13 protein-coding genes are annotated in these 14,556 nt (G+C 66.0%); 4 read left to right on the top strand and 9 right to left on the bottom strand.

Annotated features, from left to right (window positions below; translation table 11 throughout):
- Positions 1-12: 12 nt before the first annotated feature.
- The 4 genes from OAW74_RS01175 to OAW74_RS01165 are packed head-to-tail and all read right to left on the bottom strand — an operon-like array spanning position 13 to position 3,891.
- On the bottom strand, positions 13-909 hold the full coding sequence (locus OAW74_RS01175; RefSeq protein ID WP_262872498.1) for a glycosyltransferase family 2 protein: 897 nt from the start codon (positions 907-909) through the stop codon (positions 13-15).
- A 3-nt stretch (positions 910-912) separates the two neighbouring features.
- The gene (locus OAW74_RS15520; protein WP_378733647.1) at positions 913-1,818 is read right to left on the bottom strand and encodes a glycosyltransferase; all 906 of its coding nucleotides are present in this window, start codon (positions 1,816-1,818) and stop codon (positions 913-915) included.
- Positions 1,819-1,841: 23 nt separating this feature from the next.
- Positions 1,842-3,038, bottom strand: a complete 1,197-nt coding sequence (locus tag OAW74_RS01170) for a lipopolysaccharide biosynthesis protein (RefSeq protein WP_262872497.1) — start codon at positions 3,036-3,038, stop codon at positions 1,842-1,844.
- 4 nt (positions 3,039-3,042) lie between these two features.
- The gene (locus OAW74_RS01165) at positions 3,043-3,891 is read right to left on the bottom strand and encodes an alpha-1,2-fucosyltransferase (protein WP_262872496.1); all 849 of its coding nucleotides are present in this window, start codon (positions 3,889-3,891) and stop codon (positions 3,043-3,045) included.
- 217 nt (positions 3,892-4,108) lie between these two features.
- Here OAW74_RS01165 and gmd point away from each other — a divergent pair, with 217 nt between their 5' ends.
- The 3 genes from gmd (at position 4,109) to OAW74_RS01150 (ending at position 7,556) form a co-directional block, all read left to right on the top strand.
- Positions 4,109-5,137 carry a GDP-mannose 4,6-dehydratase gene (gene gmd, locus OAW74_RS01160; RefSeq protein ID WP_262872495.1) on the top strand — a complete coding sequence of 343 codons (1,029 nt, stop codon included), beginning with the start codon at positions 4,109-4,111 and terminating at the stop codon, positions 5,135-5,137.
- A complete protein-coding gene (locus tag OAW74_RS01155; RefSeq protein ID WP_262872494.1) occupies positions 5,134-6,114 on the top strand; it encodes a GDP-L-fucose synthase family protein in 981 nt (326 codons plus the stop codon). Before gmd ends, OAW74_RS01155 begins: the two co-directional genes overlap by 4 nt.
- 131 nt (positions 6,115-6,245) lie before the next feature.
- On the top strand, positions 6,246-7,556 hold the full coding sequence (locus OAW74_RS01150) for a UDP-glucose dehydrogenase family protein (protein WP_262872493.1): 1,311 nt from the start codon (positions 6,246-6,248) through the stop codon (positions 7,554-7,556).
- A gap of 96 nt (positions 7,557-7,652) precedes the next feature.
- Here the strand turns inward: OAW74_RS01150 and OAW74_RS01145 are convergent, their stop codons facing one another.
- Positions 7,653-8,873, bottom strand: coding sequence for an O-antigen ligase family protein (locus tag OAW74_RS01145; protein ID WP_262872492.1), 1,221 nt, complete (start codon positions 8,871-8,873; stop codon positions 7,653-7,655).
- 319 nt (positions 8,874-9,192) lie between these two features.
- Here OAW74_RS01145 and OAW74_RS01140 point away from each other — a divergent pair, with 319 nt between their 5' ends.
- Positions 9,193-9,570 (top strand): UDP binding domain-containing protein, encoded by a 378-nt coding sequence (locus OAW74_RS01140; RefSeq protein ID WP_262872491.1) that lies wholly within the window; start codon positions 9,193-9,195, stop codon positions 9,568-9,570.
- A gap of 36 nt (positions 9,571-9,606) precedes the next feature.
- Here the strand turns inward: OAW74_RS01140 and OAW74_RS01135 are convergent, their stop codons facing one another.
- The 4 genes from OAW74_RS01135 to OAW74_RS01120 form a co-directional block, all read right to left on the bottom strand.
- Positions 9,607-10,131, bottom strand: coding sequence for a hypothetical protein (locus tag OAW74_RS01135; protein WP_262872490.1), 525 nt, complete (start codon positions 10,129-10,131; stop codon positions 9,607-9,609).
- Between the two features lie 94 nt (positions 10,132-10,225).
- Positions 10,226-11,797: an FAD-dependent oxidoreductase gene (locus OAW74_RS01130; RefSeq protein ID WP_262872489.1), complete on the bottom strand. Its 1,572-nt coding sequence runs from the start codon at positions 11,795-11,797 to the stop codon at positions 10,226-10,228.
- On the bottom strand, positions 11,794-13,161 hold the full coding sequence (locus OAW74_RS01125; RefSeq protein WP_262872488.1) for an FAD-dependent oxidoreductase: 1,368 nt from the start codon (positions 13,159-13,161) through the stop codon (positions 11,794-11,796). The genes OAW74_RS01130 and OAW74_RS01125 overlap by 4 nt, the downstream gene beginning before the upstream one ends.
- On the bottom strand, positions 13,158-14,555 hold the full coding sequence (locus tag OAW74_RS01120) for an FAD-dependent oxidoreductase (RefSeq protein ID WP_262872487.1): 1,398 nt from the start codon (positions 14,553-14,555) through the stop codon (positions 13,158-13,160). Before OAW74_RS01120 ends, OAW74_RS01125 begins: the two co-directional genes overlap by 4 nt.
- Position 14,556 lies beyond the last annotated feature (1 nt).

The following is a 14,556-nucleotide window of genomic DNA, read 5'->3' as shown; positions in this document are numbered from 1 at the left end:
GACCATGTTTGGTTATGCGGCGCCCTCGCGTGAGTACTCCTCGAGCAGATTTCCTCTCAGCGCCTGCACCATCCCGACTGCCTTGGGTACGTTCATGAGCGTGGGCCCCACAGGTCTCGTGCGAATGATCGCGCCCACCGCGAGTACAGGCGCTGCGATAGCCCTGCAGACTGCAATCGCGAGCACTTTGACCGGGTGCGCCCCCTTCCGCAGCTGCATGCGAGTGCTGACATTGCCCAGTCGCACCCCGCGTCGCCATAGCCATCGGGCGGTCCCGCGCTCGGGAGTCACCTCCTCAGTCACGACCGCCTCAGCGACCCAGGTCAGAACCGCACCGCGCTCCGCGGCACGAAAGAAAAAGTCCGTGTCACTCCCCCCGGTCGCGGAGTACCCCTCGCTGAACGTCAGGTCTGGATTCGCGCGCAGAAAGTTACCCTCGATCCGCACGTTGTTCGTCGCGGGCCAGCGCACCGCCGTGCCGGACTCAGCATTTGGGCGGGCGAAGAAGTCGAGCTTTCGCACCCACTTAGGCAACGAGTCTGGGTAAACAGGCTCAACCGGCCCAAACGTCGCGTGGCTGCGGTGGCTCGTCGCACTGGACTTGTGCGACTCGAGCCACCCCTCGCATGCCTTTTCGTCGTCGTCGATGAAAACCAGTGCAACGAAGGAGTGTTGCCTGAAGAAGGCGAGCGCGCTGTTCCTTGCCGCCGCGATTCCTGGCGTCGGCTGCGCAATGTAGTGCACGTTTCCCTCGTGGTGAAGTTGACCAAAGTACGCGCGCGCCGATAGTTCGGGATCGTTGTCAACGATGAGAACTTCGTCGCCGTCGGCGAGTTGCGAGTAAACCGAACTCACACAGTCGGATAGCGACGGCCGCTTGTAGGTGACGATCGCGATCAGGTCAGGCATGCATCAACCTCGTCTCAGGATCCGCTTGATCAGCGCGGTGGGGAGCAGACCAGCAAGCCCCACGAGCAATGCGGGCAGACTGGGCATCCGACGCCCGGCGAAAAGTGCGCCAAGAACCGATCTAACGCCCGTCGCGGACCGGGCACTCGCCGCGTAGCGGAGACTCTGGCTCGCCAGAAAGTCTGCCACAATGCGCCGATCGGCAAAGGCAGCGAGAGTCTCCTCCGCCCACTCCAGTGATGATCGCCAGTCGGGCGACCGGCTGATCGACCCAGGGCTGCCGACCCGAATCCGTACCAGCACTCTCGGGCTTTGAACGACCACCACATCCGGACGGGCGTCAGCGCGCACGAGCCAATCCCAGTCTTGGTGACGAGGTATTTTCCTCCAGGGGACTTCGAGGCAGAGGGCCCTCGGAACGAGGAGCGTGGACGTGAAGAGTGACGGCCGACGTCTTGTCGGAGGTCGCCGCCGAAACAAATAGCCCGCGACGGAGTTGCGAGGATCCATGAGCCGCCGAGGTATCGAGTGACTAGCGTCAATCGCGCCTGCCATCTCGTGGCTTACCCGGCACGCAACAACGGTGACCTTGCCGGCCGTATTCTCGGCAAGGCGCATCTGCTCTTCAAGCTTCTGTGGTTCCCAGAGATCATCGTCGTCGAGAAACGCTATCCAATCACTTCGCGCCGCGAGGACACCGGATTGCCTCGCCGACAAGCCGTCCGTGGAGCGGATCACCGCGACGTCCACGCTCAAGCCTTCGAGGAGAGCCGACAACTCAGCCGTCGAAAAAGAAGGGTCGTCGAGAACAACAATCACCTTTCCGACATTCGAGGAGGGCCGCTGAGCAGACACCGATCTGACCGCCGCGACAAGTTCGTCTGGGCGCGTACCCATTGTCGGGATCACTACATCGACGGCTGTCAAGTGGATTACCTGCCCTCTGAAGTGCGTAGCGCGCCATTGAAAAGCAGTAGCCCTGCCACGCTCGCAACGGAATAGCTGACGAGACTCGCCCACGCAGCGCCCTCGGCCCCGTAGCCCCAAGTCAGCAAGACGCTCAAGGTCAGGACCGTACAGCCGGCGCCAACAGCTGCGGTCAGGAGCAGCCGACCGCGCGCTCCGACCGCAGCCAGGAGGCCATGCCCGACATCCAGGAACATCAATGCCACCGAGCCGAATGCCAGAACTCTGAGCAGCGACGCCGCTGACTCGTATCCAGGCCCGAGCAGGAGAGTCACGAGGTAGGGCGCTGTAATCACGGCGATCAGAGCACCCACCATCCCAAAAACCAGGAGGATGAGGAGTTCGCGCCCAACCGCCTTACGGGGGTCTTCACCAAAGAGGGCGGCTTGTGCACGCGACTTGAAGGCGCCTGAGATCGACAGGACAGCCATACTCAGGCTCGCGGCTGCGGCGTAGATGCCGAGTTCTGAGCTGGTTGACAGCGCGTCGAGCATCAGTACATCGGAACGCAAGGTGACGGTGGTGAGTAGCGTAAACACCAGCATCGGACTTCCGCGCCGAAGGGAGTCCGTCAGTTCCCGCATTGAGGGCCGCTCGGATTTCAGCCCACGTCGCCATCGCCAAGCACTCCACCCGATCGTAGCCACGGCGCCGATTGCGAGCGCGAACTGGATGCTCCCAATGGCGCTCGCGACGGTCAAAGCGCCAACTGCAAAGAGACCCGCGATCAGCCCGGCCCGGAGCACAGCGGCGAGGCCGTTGGCCGCCGCATTTAGCCGGAGCTTGTGGCGCGATACGGCGAGGCCCCGCCAAATCTGGGACTGATTAATGACGGGGACGAAGCACAACGCAACGAGCGCTACCAAGGGATCGACTCCCAGTGCCATAGCGACCGGCAACGCCACACCGGCTGCCAAGACGCCGCCCGTCATTGCGACCCGCGAGGCGACCGAAAGGTTCGCGGTCCCGGTCCTTAGATCTGCGAGAAATACCTCTGCCTGTCCGAGCGCGCCGAACGCGGCAGCGAAGGATGCAATCGACTGGATAACACCGAGCTCGCCCCGATCCGTGACGCCAAGTCCCTGCGCCAGGAGGGGAGAAGTGACGAAGATCGCAAGCGGAGCGAGCAGGAATAGGGAAAGCTCTATCAGCCGATGTCGCATATGTCTATGCGCCCCGCGCGAGCTCGACCCAGTCGGACAAGACGAGGCCTCGATCGCGCGTAGTGTCAGTGAACCAAGGCGATGGAGCAACGACAACGCTCGCCTCCGAGAGGAACGCTGCCCACCAAGAGAATGTGCTATTCGAAAGCACAATGTCGGATGCACGGCTGAGAACAGCGAAGTCCTCGAAGTGATCGGCGGCCGCGGATACGCGCACATCACGGCCGACGATCGTGCGCCCGAACTGCTCAGACCATTCACGATCATCGGTAACCAGCACGACGGGGTATTCGGGGTTGCAGAGCATCAATCCCTCGCGGTAATACTCAGGCGAGCATGACCCAAAGGTCGCGGCGTACTTCTCATTTGCGACGTAGTCCCCGCGACGCACATGCACGGCCGCATACAGTGGTTCGTCCGCGAGATGATCCGTGGTGGGCAACACAATTCGATCCCGCAGAGCCGTTCGATGGGGAATCACTTCGGCGACGTCCTGGAAGAGGCCCGACAGCCGCACACTCTTCCCGCGCGATAGGACGGCTCTAGCCTCACGGTACGTGCGAGCGGTCGACCATCCGACCGCGTACGTGAGGCGTCGGAGCCGCTTCAGCACACCCACAGCCTTTGACGGGAGGTGAGAGTGCACGGCTTCCCAGGCGCTCGCCTCTCTTGCCGACGGCCGACGGAGCCTCTGTTCACGTACGAGCTTCTGCACTTGCGCGCCACGCCCATCTGGGCGATCAACCAGGCGAGTATCCAGCCGGAGGTCCGCCCCGAACTCGTCCGCGAGGACTCTCCCCGCAGCCCACTGGAAGAGTTGATTGGCAAGACCACCGGTGAGCTCCACGAACACGGTTTGCCCTTTTCGCGGTGGTCTCATTCGCTCCCAATCGATTCATGTCCACAGCGATGGTACTGGAGCGCGGGACGCTGTCCGGGCTTGGCGCCTGCGCCTGAAGGCTTGACTCGCGCCTTCGATTGCCCACGGCGAGGGACGTTTATTAGCTCGAAACACACCTCCTCTAGGATCGACGGGGCGTCTCGGGGCCTCCGTACAGATGGGAAATGACTTGACAAAGCGCGCACTGATCACAGGCATCACCGGCCAGGACGGCTCGTACCTGGCAGAGCTGCTGCTCGGCAAGGGCTACGAGGTGCACGGCCTCATCCGCCGCGCCTCTACGTTCAACACCTCGCGCATCGACCACCTGTACGTCGACCCGCACGACCCCGAGGCGAAGCTCTTCCTGCACTACGGCGACCTGAGTGATGGCGCGAGGCTTGTCACACTGCTCGCCGAGATCAACCCCGATGAGGTCTACAACCTCGCCGCGCAGTCGCACGTGCGGGTCTCGTTCGACGAACCCGAGCACACCGCCGACACCACCGGCACCGGGACCATCCGCCTGCTCGAAGCAGTGCGGATGTCGGGCATCGAGACGCGGTTCTACCAGGCGTCGTCGTCGGAGCTGTACGGCGCGACCCCGCCCCCGCAGTCAGAGACCACCCCGTTTTACCCGCGCTCGCCCTACGCGGCGGCCAAGCTCTACAGCTTCTGGATCACCAAGAACTACCGCGAGGCCTACGGGCTGTTCGCCACCAACGGCATCCTGTTCAACCACGAATCGCCCCGCCGCGGCGAGACCTTCGTCACCCGCAAGATCACCCGCGCCGTCGCCCGCATCAGGGCCGGCGTGCAGAAGGATCTTTACCTCGGCAACCTCGACTCCATTCGCGACTGGGGCTACGCCGCCGAGTACGTCGAGGGCATGTGGCGGATGCTGCAGGCAGACGAACCCGACGACTTCGTGCTCGCAACGGGGGTTGGTTACACGATCAAGGACTTCCTCGAGGCCTCGTTCGGCCACGTCGGACTCGAGTGGCAGGAGTTCGTCAAGTTCGACGAGCGCTACCTGCGCCCGACCGAGGTGGACGCCCTCATCGGCGACTCCACGAAGGCACAGGAGACTCTGGGCTGGACTCCCACCATCGACGGCGCCGCGCTCGCGACACTCATGGTCGACGCAGACATCGAGGCTCTCGAGCAGGGGCCGGGCTGGATCGACTCGGTGAAGCTGCCGGCGTGGTCGGTGGCATGACTGCTTCGGACGGACTCGATTACACCCCCGCCGAGCTCGACCGGGATGCCACCTTCTATGTAGCCGGCCACCGCGGACTCGTCGGCTCTGCGATCGTCCGCAAGCTCGAAGCCGAGGGCTTCACGAACGTCGTCGGCAAGACCTCCGCCGAGCTCGACCTTAAGAATCGCGAGGCGGTTTTCGATTACCTCGGCGAGGTCAAGCCCCGTTACGTCGTGCTCGCCGCGGCGAAAGTCGGCGGCATCCTCGCCAACAGCACCTACCCGGTCGACTTTCTGAGTGACAACATCCGCATCCAAACGAACGTGCTCGACGCTGCGCTCGCGAACGATGTGGAACGAGTCGCGTTTCTCGGCTCGTCGTGCATCTATCCCAAGCTCGCCGACCAGCCCATTCGAGAAGACTCACTTCTGACCGGGCATCTCGAACCCACGAACGACGCGTATGCGATCGCCAAGATCGCCGGCATCCTCCAGACTCAGGCTGTGCGCCGCCAATACGGCCTGCCGTGGATCTCGGCGATGCCGACGAACCTCTACGGCCCGAACGACAACTTCTCACCCACGGGTTCACACGTACTGCCGGCGCTCATTCGTCGGTATGACGAGGCGTCAACTTCCGGCGCGGGCTCAGTCACGAACTGGGGCACCGGAACCCCCAGGCGCGAGTTCTTGCACTCGGACGACATGGCTGATGCGGTGCTGCACCTCATGGAGCACTACGACGGCCCCGAGCAGGTCAACGTCGGCACGGGATCGGATGTGACGATCCGCGAGATCGCCGAGACCATCGCCAGCGTCACAGGGTTCGGGGGCGAGACCGAGTGGGACACCACGAAGCCCGATGGAACGCCCCAGAAGCTGCTGGATGTGTCGAAGCTTGCTGAGGCGGGGTGGACTGCGAAGATCTCGCTCGAAGAGGGACTTCAACGCACGGTCGCCTGGTACCGCGACAATGTCGAGGCGCTGCGCCAGTAGGGCGCGCCCGTTCCCACCAACGCGAGGGCGGTCAGCGTGGAGGGCAACCAGATCCTCTAGGGTGATGGGGAGGCTGGCTCCCGATGACGTGCCCCGCTAGCAATTAACCATCCCTTCTCCCGGAGGCACCAGTGCGTCTTTCTGTCATCGGCTGCGGCTACCTCGGAGCCGTGCACGCGGCCGCTATGGCGTCGATCGGCCATGACGTCGTCGGCATCGACGTCGACCAGCGGAAGATCGAGGCGCTTTCGAAGGGCGAAGCGCCGTTCTTCGAGCCCGGGCTGCAAGAAATCCTCGCGGCCGGCATCGCGTCCGGCCGGCTGCAGTTCACGACCGACATGGCTGAGGCGCACGGGGCGAAGGTGCACTTCGTTGGCGTCGGAACTCCGCAGCAGAAGGACGGCTACGCGGCAGACCTCACCTATGTGAACGCGGCGGTCGATGGCCTGCTGCCGTTCCTCTCCGACGGTGACATCGTCGCCGGCAAGTCGACGGTTCCCGTCGGCACTGCCGCGGCGCTCGCGGAGCGAGTCACGCCGACCGGCGCAACGCTCGTGTGGAACCCCGAGTTCTTGCGCGAAGGCTTCGCCGTCAAAGACACGATCGATCCCGACCGCCTGGTCGCAGGAGTGCCCGCCGGTGCTGAGGGCGAGCAGGCGGCCGAGGTGCTGCGGGAGGTGTACCACCCGGCGATCGCGAAAGGCACGCCGTTCATCGTCACCGACCTCGCTACGGCGGAGCTCGTGAAGGTCGCCGCGAACGCGTTCTTGGCCACCAAGATCTCGTTCATCAACGCGATGGCCGAGATCGCCGAGGTCACCGGAGCCGACGTCACGACCCTCGCCGACGCGATCGGCCACGACGCCCGCATCGGCCGCCGATTCCTCGGCGCCGGCATCGGGTTCGGCGGCGGTTGCCTGCCTAAAGACATCCGAGCGTTCTCGGCCCGGGCCGAAGAGCTCGGCCGAGGAGAGTCGGTCGCGTTCCTGCGCGAAGTCGACAACATCAACCTGCGCCGCCGCGACCGCGCTGTTGACCTCGTCGTTGAGGGCCTGGGTGGTTCGGTGTTCAAGAAGAACGTCACCGTGCTCGGTGCCGCGTTCAAGCCGCACTCCGACGACATCCGCGACTCCCCCGCGCTCGACGTGGCCGTGCGTCTGCACGGCCTCGGCGCCTGGGTGACCATCACCGACCCCGAGGCGCTCGGCAACGCCGAGAGGCTGCATCCGCAGTTGAACTACGTCGCCGACCGCGACGAGGCCCTGCGCGGCGCGGATGCCGTGATCGTCGTCACCGAGTGGGACGAGTATCGCCGCGAGCTCTCGCCCGAACACGCTGCATCGCTCGCGACCGGCCGCGTAATCGTCGACGGCCGCAACTGCCTCGACGCCTCCGCCTGGCGCGCCGCCGGGTGGGAATACCTCGGAATGGGTCGACCGTAGTCGCCTACCTATTCAGCACGGCCTGCCCGGGATCTCATCTTGCCGACGCGCACGCGCCATAGGAAGCTCGCGTAAGTTCGACCTGCTCTCAATTGGTCACTCGATGTTCGGCTGCGGCCCGCTAACACGCACCGCGGCCGCAGCTGCGACCGCGAGCATGAACAGCGGCAACAGGCGCATCGACTGTTCGGCGGCGTTGTGCATCACGAACGTCGCGAAGACCGCGATCGGCCATCCTGCGATCAGCGTCCGTGTGTGACTGATAGCCCGAAGGCTGCGGGCCAGGATGAGCAGAAGGGTCCACGCGAGCACGATGATTCCGACGAGACCGAGCTCCGTTAGGACTTGGATGAAGCCGTTGTGCGCGTGATCCCGGACCCATCCGTAGAGCCCCTCTTGGATCGCTGCCAGCGTCGAGTCGGACGAGAACGATCCCCATCCGACCCCCAGCCAGGGTCGGGTCTGCCAGGCCAGCACCGCCGCTTCCCAGATGTCGGTCCGGCCGGTCAGCGTGGTGTCACGGCCCAGGAGCCCCAGGGTTCCGGTGTAGATCGCCCAGCTCGATAGCGCGATGACGATGACCGGCACGAGGAGTAGCGCCACTGTCGCAGCGCGGACCGTTCCGGACATCTTGAGCCAGCCTGCGAGGCAGATCCGAAGCACCACAACCACCGCGAGGATCAGGTCTGCCGTCGCCGAATCGGTCTGCACCAGCGTGATCAGGAACACCGCCCACAGGAGCGTGAACTCCCACTTGTCGCGCGTCCGTGGCCATCTCAGAAACAGAGTCGACACGGCGCCAAAGATCACGACGATCGCCAGCGAGTTCTTGGAGATGAAGATGCCCTGGAGCGTCCCAGAGTAAGCAGGGCCGGAGTGGATGGCGATGTGCGGGGCAACCTGTGCCAGCACGAGGGATAGCAGAGCGATCGCGCCGGCAGTCCGAGACGTGATCTGCAGGATCCGGTTGAGATTTAGCGCAGCCCCGACAGCGATTCCGCTCGACGCGACGATCGCGAACTGGAGGGCCCCTGTGAGCGCCGAGCTAGGGTGCTCCGACCACAGACTGGAGAACGCGGCCAAGACGACCAGACCGATGAACGGCCCCATCAGGGGGTGTGTCCGCGGCCAGGAGAGCAAGGAGAGCGCAAGCAAGGCTCCCATGATCATCATCGACTGATTGCCGGTGAGGAACTGGGGGAACTGCAACACGAAGAGCGCTGCCACCACGATCGCCGAGTGCGTCCCGATTTGGAAGGAAGTGGGGGCGACTCGCGGATCCCGCACACGCAAGTACGGGCTCGCGAGGACAGTCATTGGCAAATGGTATCGCAGAGGGTTTCCTCGGGATCCGGCCTGCCTCCTGTGTTCGATAAAGAGTGGCGGCAGACGCGGTGACCCATTCCGAGAGGGACGTCGGCGCGCGTAATCCGGCAATCTGCCAGCGCGGCGTACTCGTCAGGCTGAACGACTAGCTGAGCGACCCGTCGATCACCGAGCCGATCCCGATGCACGTGGGCGCGCACACCGTCCGTAGGTCTCCCGCAGGCAGTGCCGCGTTTGTTGCGACTCTGTGCCAGTGCAGTCGCGAGGCCTCCCTCAGTCGTCACTAACCCGCGACAACACGGGCGGTTCGGTGTTCAAGAAGAACGTCACCGTGCTCGGTGCCGCGTTCAAGCCGCACTCCGACGACATCCGCGACTCCCCCGCGCTCGACGTGGCCGTGCGTCTGCACGGCCTCGGCGCCTGGGTGACCATCACCGACCCCGAGGCGCTCGGCAACGCCGAGAGGCTGCATCCGCAGTTGAACTACGTCGCCGACCGCGACGAGGCCCTGCGCGGCGCGGATGCCGTGATCGTCGTCACCGAGTGGGACGAGTATCGCCGCGAGCTCTCGCCCGAACACGCTGCATCGCTCGCGACCGGCCGTGTGATCGTCGACGGGCGCAACTGCCTCGACGCCGCTGCTCGGTGTGCCGCCGGCTGGGAGTACCTCGGGATGGGGCGGCCGTAGGTCGAACGGCGACGCCAGTTTCAGTCGTACCCGCTGTCACTCACCAAGTTGCGCGAGTCGTCGACTCTTCCACTGGGTGAGCAACCTCTCCACCCAGCCTGACCACGGTGCTTGCTCGTAGCGAGCGAACAGTGCGCGCGAGGCCGCTGCGACGGTCGCGCCGGCGAGCGCAGCAACACCGATGACGTAGAGCGATACCTCTAGCGCATACCCGCTTCCGTCCTTCGCGCCCGGCGTCAGGTTCGCTTGATCAAGAAAGCGTCCGAACCGCGTTGCCAGCCAGATCGCCGTCATGGCCGCCGCCAACGTGACGATGACGTAGAAGATCCGCTTCCACCATGGCCTCACGCGATGCTTGCGCACGATCTGGCGGGCGACGCTCTCGTAGGCCTCTCGGGTGCTCGGCAGATTCCGCTCGACGAGCGGAGCTAGCGTCTTCAAGGCATTCACTTGCTGCTCGAGACGCTTCGATCCCGAGAACGACTGCACCCACGCCACACCCAACGTGCCTGCCAATGCCAACGCACTCGTGATCAGCGCCACAGCGACCGCATCGCTCATGCCAGTGATGCTAGCGGCAGGCGCCGCCGACGGCCCCGACCGGTCAGCGCAAGAAAGACTGGGGGGGGGATCCCTGTGGGGCGACATCAGCGCGCTAGGGGAGGAAGCTCAGTTCCGCGACCGGAGTCTCGAGCGCCGAGCCCGCGCCCCCGACGACAGCGAGGTCGTCGCGCGGCTCAGCATGGGCCGCGTTGCGCCCCGCGATACGGCCCGACACCATCGCCCAGCCGATGTGCAGGCCGTGGTTGAGCAGCTGCAGCCCACCCTGGCCCGTCGATCCTGCCGCGAACAGCCCGGGGATCACGTCGCCCTCCGGAGTCGTCACCCGCAGCGTCGTGTCGACCGCCAGACCGCCGTCGGCCAGCGTGATGTAGGCGCCCATCGGGCCCAAGGCGTAGTACGGCCCCTCGCCGATGCCGCTGCCGAACCGGGTGCGACCGAAGTCGGGATCGGTCCCTGCCTCGGTGGCGGCGCGGAAGCGCCGGACGGTGTCGGCGAGGGCCGCCGCATCCATTCCGCACTTCTGCGCGAGCGCTTCGAGCGTGTCTGCCTTGTGGAACATGTCGGGGCGGTAGCGGGCATAGTCCTGCACGTACGCGTAGGCGACGCCCGGGAACGTCGACACCGGGTTGGGCCAGGCCGAGAAGCGCTGCGCGAGAGCCTCGTCGAACACCATGAAGCCCTGCCCGCTGCCGGCGGCAACGCCTCGGGCGAGCAGCTTGTCGGAGTCTTCGTTGGCCACCCTCCTGCCCGTCTCGTCGACGAGAATCGCGCCCGCGGCGTACATCGTGTTGTTGGGGCCGACCCAGCTCGTGAGCGCGCCGCGCAGCACGACGCCGAGGAGCTTCTTGGGCAGTCGCTCCGCGAAGAACCGCACGACGCGCGAGACGGCGGGATGCGACGGCAGCAGCTTGATCGGATCGGGGAATCTGCCCGGCGCGAACCGCAGCCCCTCATAGAGCCGGTCCATCTGCAGCATGACTCCGCCGACATCGCTGGCCAGACGGAAGCCGTCGCCGGTGTTGTTCGGATTCACGGGGGCGACCCGCGCAGCATCCTCTCCCACATAGGCCGCCTTGAGATCTGCCGCCGCCGAGTAGTCTCCTGTCGCCAGCACGACGGCTCGGCGACCGAAATACTCGACACCCGCCGCACGGGCACCCACGATCTCACCCTGCGCGTTCTGCAGCAGTCGCTCCACTCGCGCGTCGGTGATGATGCGCACTCCCCGCTTGCGAGCCTCCCGGGTGAGCGCACCGACGTAGGCGGAGGAGTTCGGCAGCACGTTGTGCATGCGGGGCTTCTCGTACGGGGGCTCCGGCGTCGGGCCGAGGAACTGCACCCCGATGCTCGACAGCCACTCGAGCGTCGGACCCGCGTTCTCGGCGAGCACGCGGCGCAGCGCGACGTTCTCGCGCTGTTCGTCGGGGCCGTTGGCGGTCACCATGTCATCGATGAACATCTCGATCGAGTCGTTCACGCCTGCCCGGTACTGGTAGGCCGTGTTCGAGGCGGTGAAGCTTCCCACCGACATGCCGGTGCTTCCGCCCACCTTGGCGCACTTCTCGAGCACCGTCACGGTCGCACCCGAGGTCGCAGCAGAGATCGCCGCGGAGAGCCCGGCGCCACCTCCCCCGATCACGAGGACGTCGGTCGTTCGGTTCATCGCAATGCTCCTTCCAGGTGCAGCGCTCGGGCTGCCGCGCTGCGGCCGGCCCATGTGCCGGTGATGTAGGCGGGGGCAAGGCCGCCGGCGTATCCCACGTTCGAGAGCCCACCGATGTCGGCGCCCGCCGCGAAGAGACCCGCAATGGGCAGGCCGTCGTGATCGAGGGCCTCACCTGCGGGAGAGATCGGTATGCCCCCGAAGGTGAAGGTGATCGACGGCTGCACCATGAGCGCGTGGAAGGGAGCCGTCTGCGGTGCACGAGAGGTCGGCGACACCGTCACTCCTCCTGCGGCCGACGCACGTCGCTCCACTGCACTGCGGTAGGCGTCGACGGATGCCGAGAGCCGCCCGCCGTCGATGCCCCACTCGGCCACGGCGTCGATCAGCTCCTCGAGAGTGGATGCCGTGGCCCAGAGTCCCCCCGCGGCTTTCGCGATCTCGAAACGGTCGGTCGCCCCCAGTCCCGGGAAGGGCTCTTCGCACGCCTCCCTCCTGCGCACGAAGTCGTCGAAGATCAGCACGCCGCGGGCCTCGGGCTGCGCGACGACAGCTTGATTGAGGATCTCGTCGCCAAGGGTCTCGTCGACGAAACGATCGCCGTGGAGGTTCACGAACAGGGTCGAGCCCGAGTAGTACTGCGAATAGGGCAGATAGTGCTCCGGTTCGAACTCGGCGAGCGGCCACGGCAGCAGGTGGCCGTAGAACGACGCCATCGCCGCCGAGCCGCCCGTGCCGGCAGAGCGCCCGAGGCGCAGACCATCGCCGACGCTGCCGGGGTTCGAGCGTCTCACGAGTCGATCGGAGTGCGCTCCGACATAGCGTGCGAGGAGCTCGCGGTCGCGGCCGAACCCGCCGGTGGCCAGCACGACGCTCGCGGCATTCAGCTCGAGAGGCCCGTCGGGCTGATCGACGACAACACCGCTGACGCGACGCTCATCGCGGAGCAGCTCTCGCACAGGGGCGCCGGCGAGAACGAGGCCGCCGAGTCGTGCGACCTCTTCTCTGCTCCACGCGAGGATGCCGCGGATGTCGCACGAGTACCCGATGCCGAACGTCATGATGTCGGTCGTGGGCTCGTCGGCGACCCGGAGGCCCGTCTGCCGCAGTTCATCGATCGCGCGCGGGAAGTCGTCGACCAGCTTGCGTCCGAGCGCCTTGTCGCCGAGCGGGATACGCCGCTCGTACGCGTCGAAGTCGGGAGCCGTCCACAGCATCCCCGCCGACAGTGCAGCCGAACCGCCGAACGTCTCCGATTTCTCGACGAGCGCCACACGGGCTCCGGCACGGGCCGCCGCGACGGCCGCCGCCGAACCGGCGATACCCGATCCCACGACCACGACGTCGAACCCCACCTCGCTCACGCGATGGCCCCCAGCGTCTCGCGGGCCGCGCGCGCGGCGGCGTCTTGGGCGACCCTCAGCCCGAAGACGGCGCCCTTGCCGAGCGATGTGCCGGTCATATAGGCAGCACCGTGGAAGCCACCGGTCACCTCGCCGATCGCATAGAGGCCTTCGATGATGCCACCGTCGACGTCGATCACTTCGGAGCGGGGTGACACGCGCACGCCGCAATATGTCGTCGTCATGAGCGACTTCGCCGGGTACGCGTAAAAGGGCGCCTGATCGATGGGCAGGAGGCTGCCCACGCCGTTGCACAGGCTCTCACGCCCGACCTCGTCGGCGCTGCCCGCGGCAATCGCCGCGTTGTAGTGCTCCACGGTGCGCGACAGCTGCTCTGCGTCGACTCCGACGAGGGCGGCGAGCTCGTCGAGCGTGGCGGCCTCATGCAGGTGCCCACGGTCGGCGATCGCCTCCATGTCTTTGAGCGGGATGCCCGGGTGCGACTTCGCCCTGACCTTCGCGTCGAAGATCTGGATGCCCAGGCCCTCCGGCTCGTCGAGCACCGCCCGGCCGAGCGTCTTGTACGACTGCGACTCGTCGGTGAACCTCCTGCCGTTCAGGTTCACGATGATGGCGCCCATGTAGTAGGCGGTGAGCAGCTCGTGCACCTCTCCCGTCTCGGGGTGCGACCCGTACGTGCCGCTCACTGTCGACATGTCGGCCATGTCGGCTCCGAGCCGCCAGGCCATCCGCAGTCCGTCGCCGGTATTGCCGGCGCCGCCGAAGGGGATCGCGTTGAGCTGCTCGGGCGCGAAGGTGCGCAGCAGATCGGTGCCGCGACTGAACCCGCCCGTCGCGAGCACCACCCCGTGGCGCGCGCACACCTCGACGTCGGAGCCGGCAGCATCCAGCGTCGCTCCCACCACGCGGCCCGCATCGTCGGTGAGCAGACGCGTGGCGCGGTGCTCGCTCAGCGTGATGCCGCCGGCCGCCGCGAACTGCTCGTGAAGCGAGGCCATCACGTCCCGGATCGCGCTGTTGTGGCTTCGTCGCGCCGACTGCCCCGAGCTGATCTCGATCTCGCGGAAGACGACGCCGTGCTGCTTGAGCCAGCGATACGTCTCGTGCTGGTCGTCGAGATACGCCTGCAGCAGTGCGGGGTCATTGCGGTGCTGGCCCACCTCCTGCATGTCACGCATGAACAGCTCGGCCGAGTCGCGCTCGCCTTCCTGCCGCTGCTCATCGGTGCCACTGAAGGCGAACCAGCCGCCGCTCATCACCGTCGACCCGCCGAGCGTCGCCATCTTCTCGGCGAGCACCACGCGCAGGCCCGACTCCGCGGCGCTCAGCGCAGCGGTCTGCCCCGCGATCCCGCTGCCGATGACGAGAAGGTCGCACTCGTGTGTCAGCTTCATC

This window comes from Microbacterium fluvii (assembly GCF_025515205.1).
In the GTDB taxonomy this organism is placed as follows: domain Bacteria; phylum Actinomycetota; class Actinomycetes; order Actinomycetales; family Microbacteriaceae; genus Microbacterium; species Microbacterium fluvii.
This window is presented reverse-complemented; position numbering and strand designations above follow the sequence as displayed.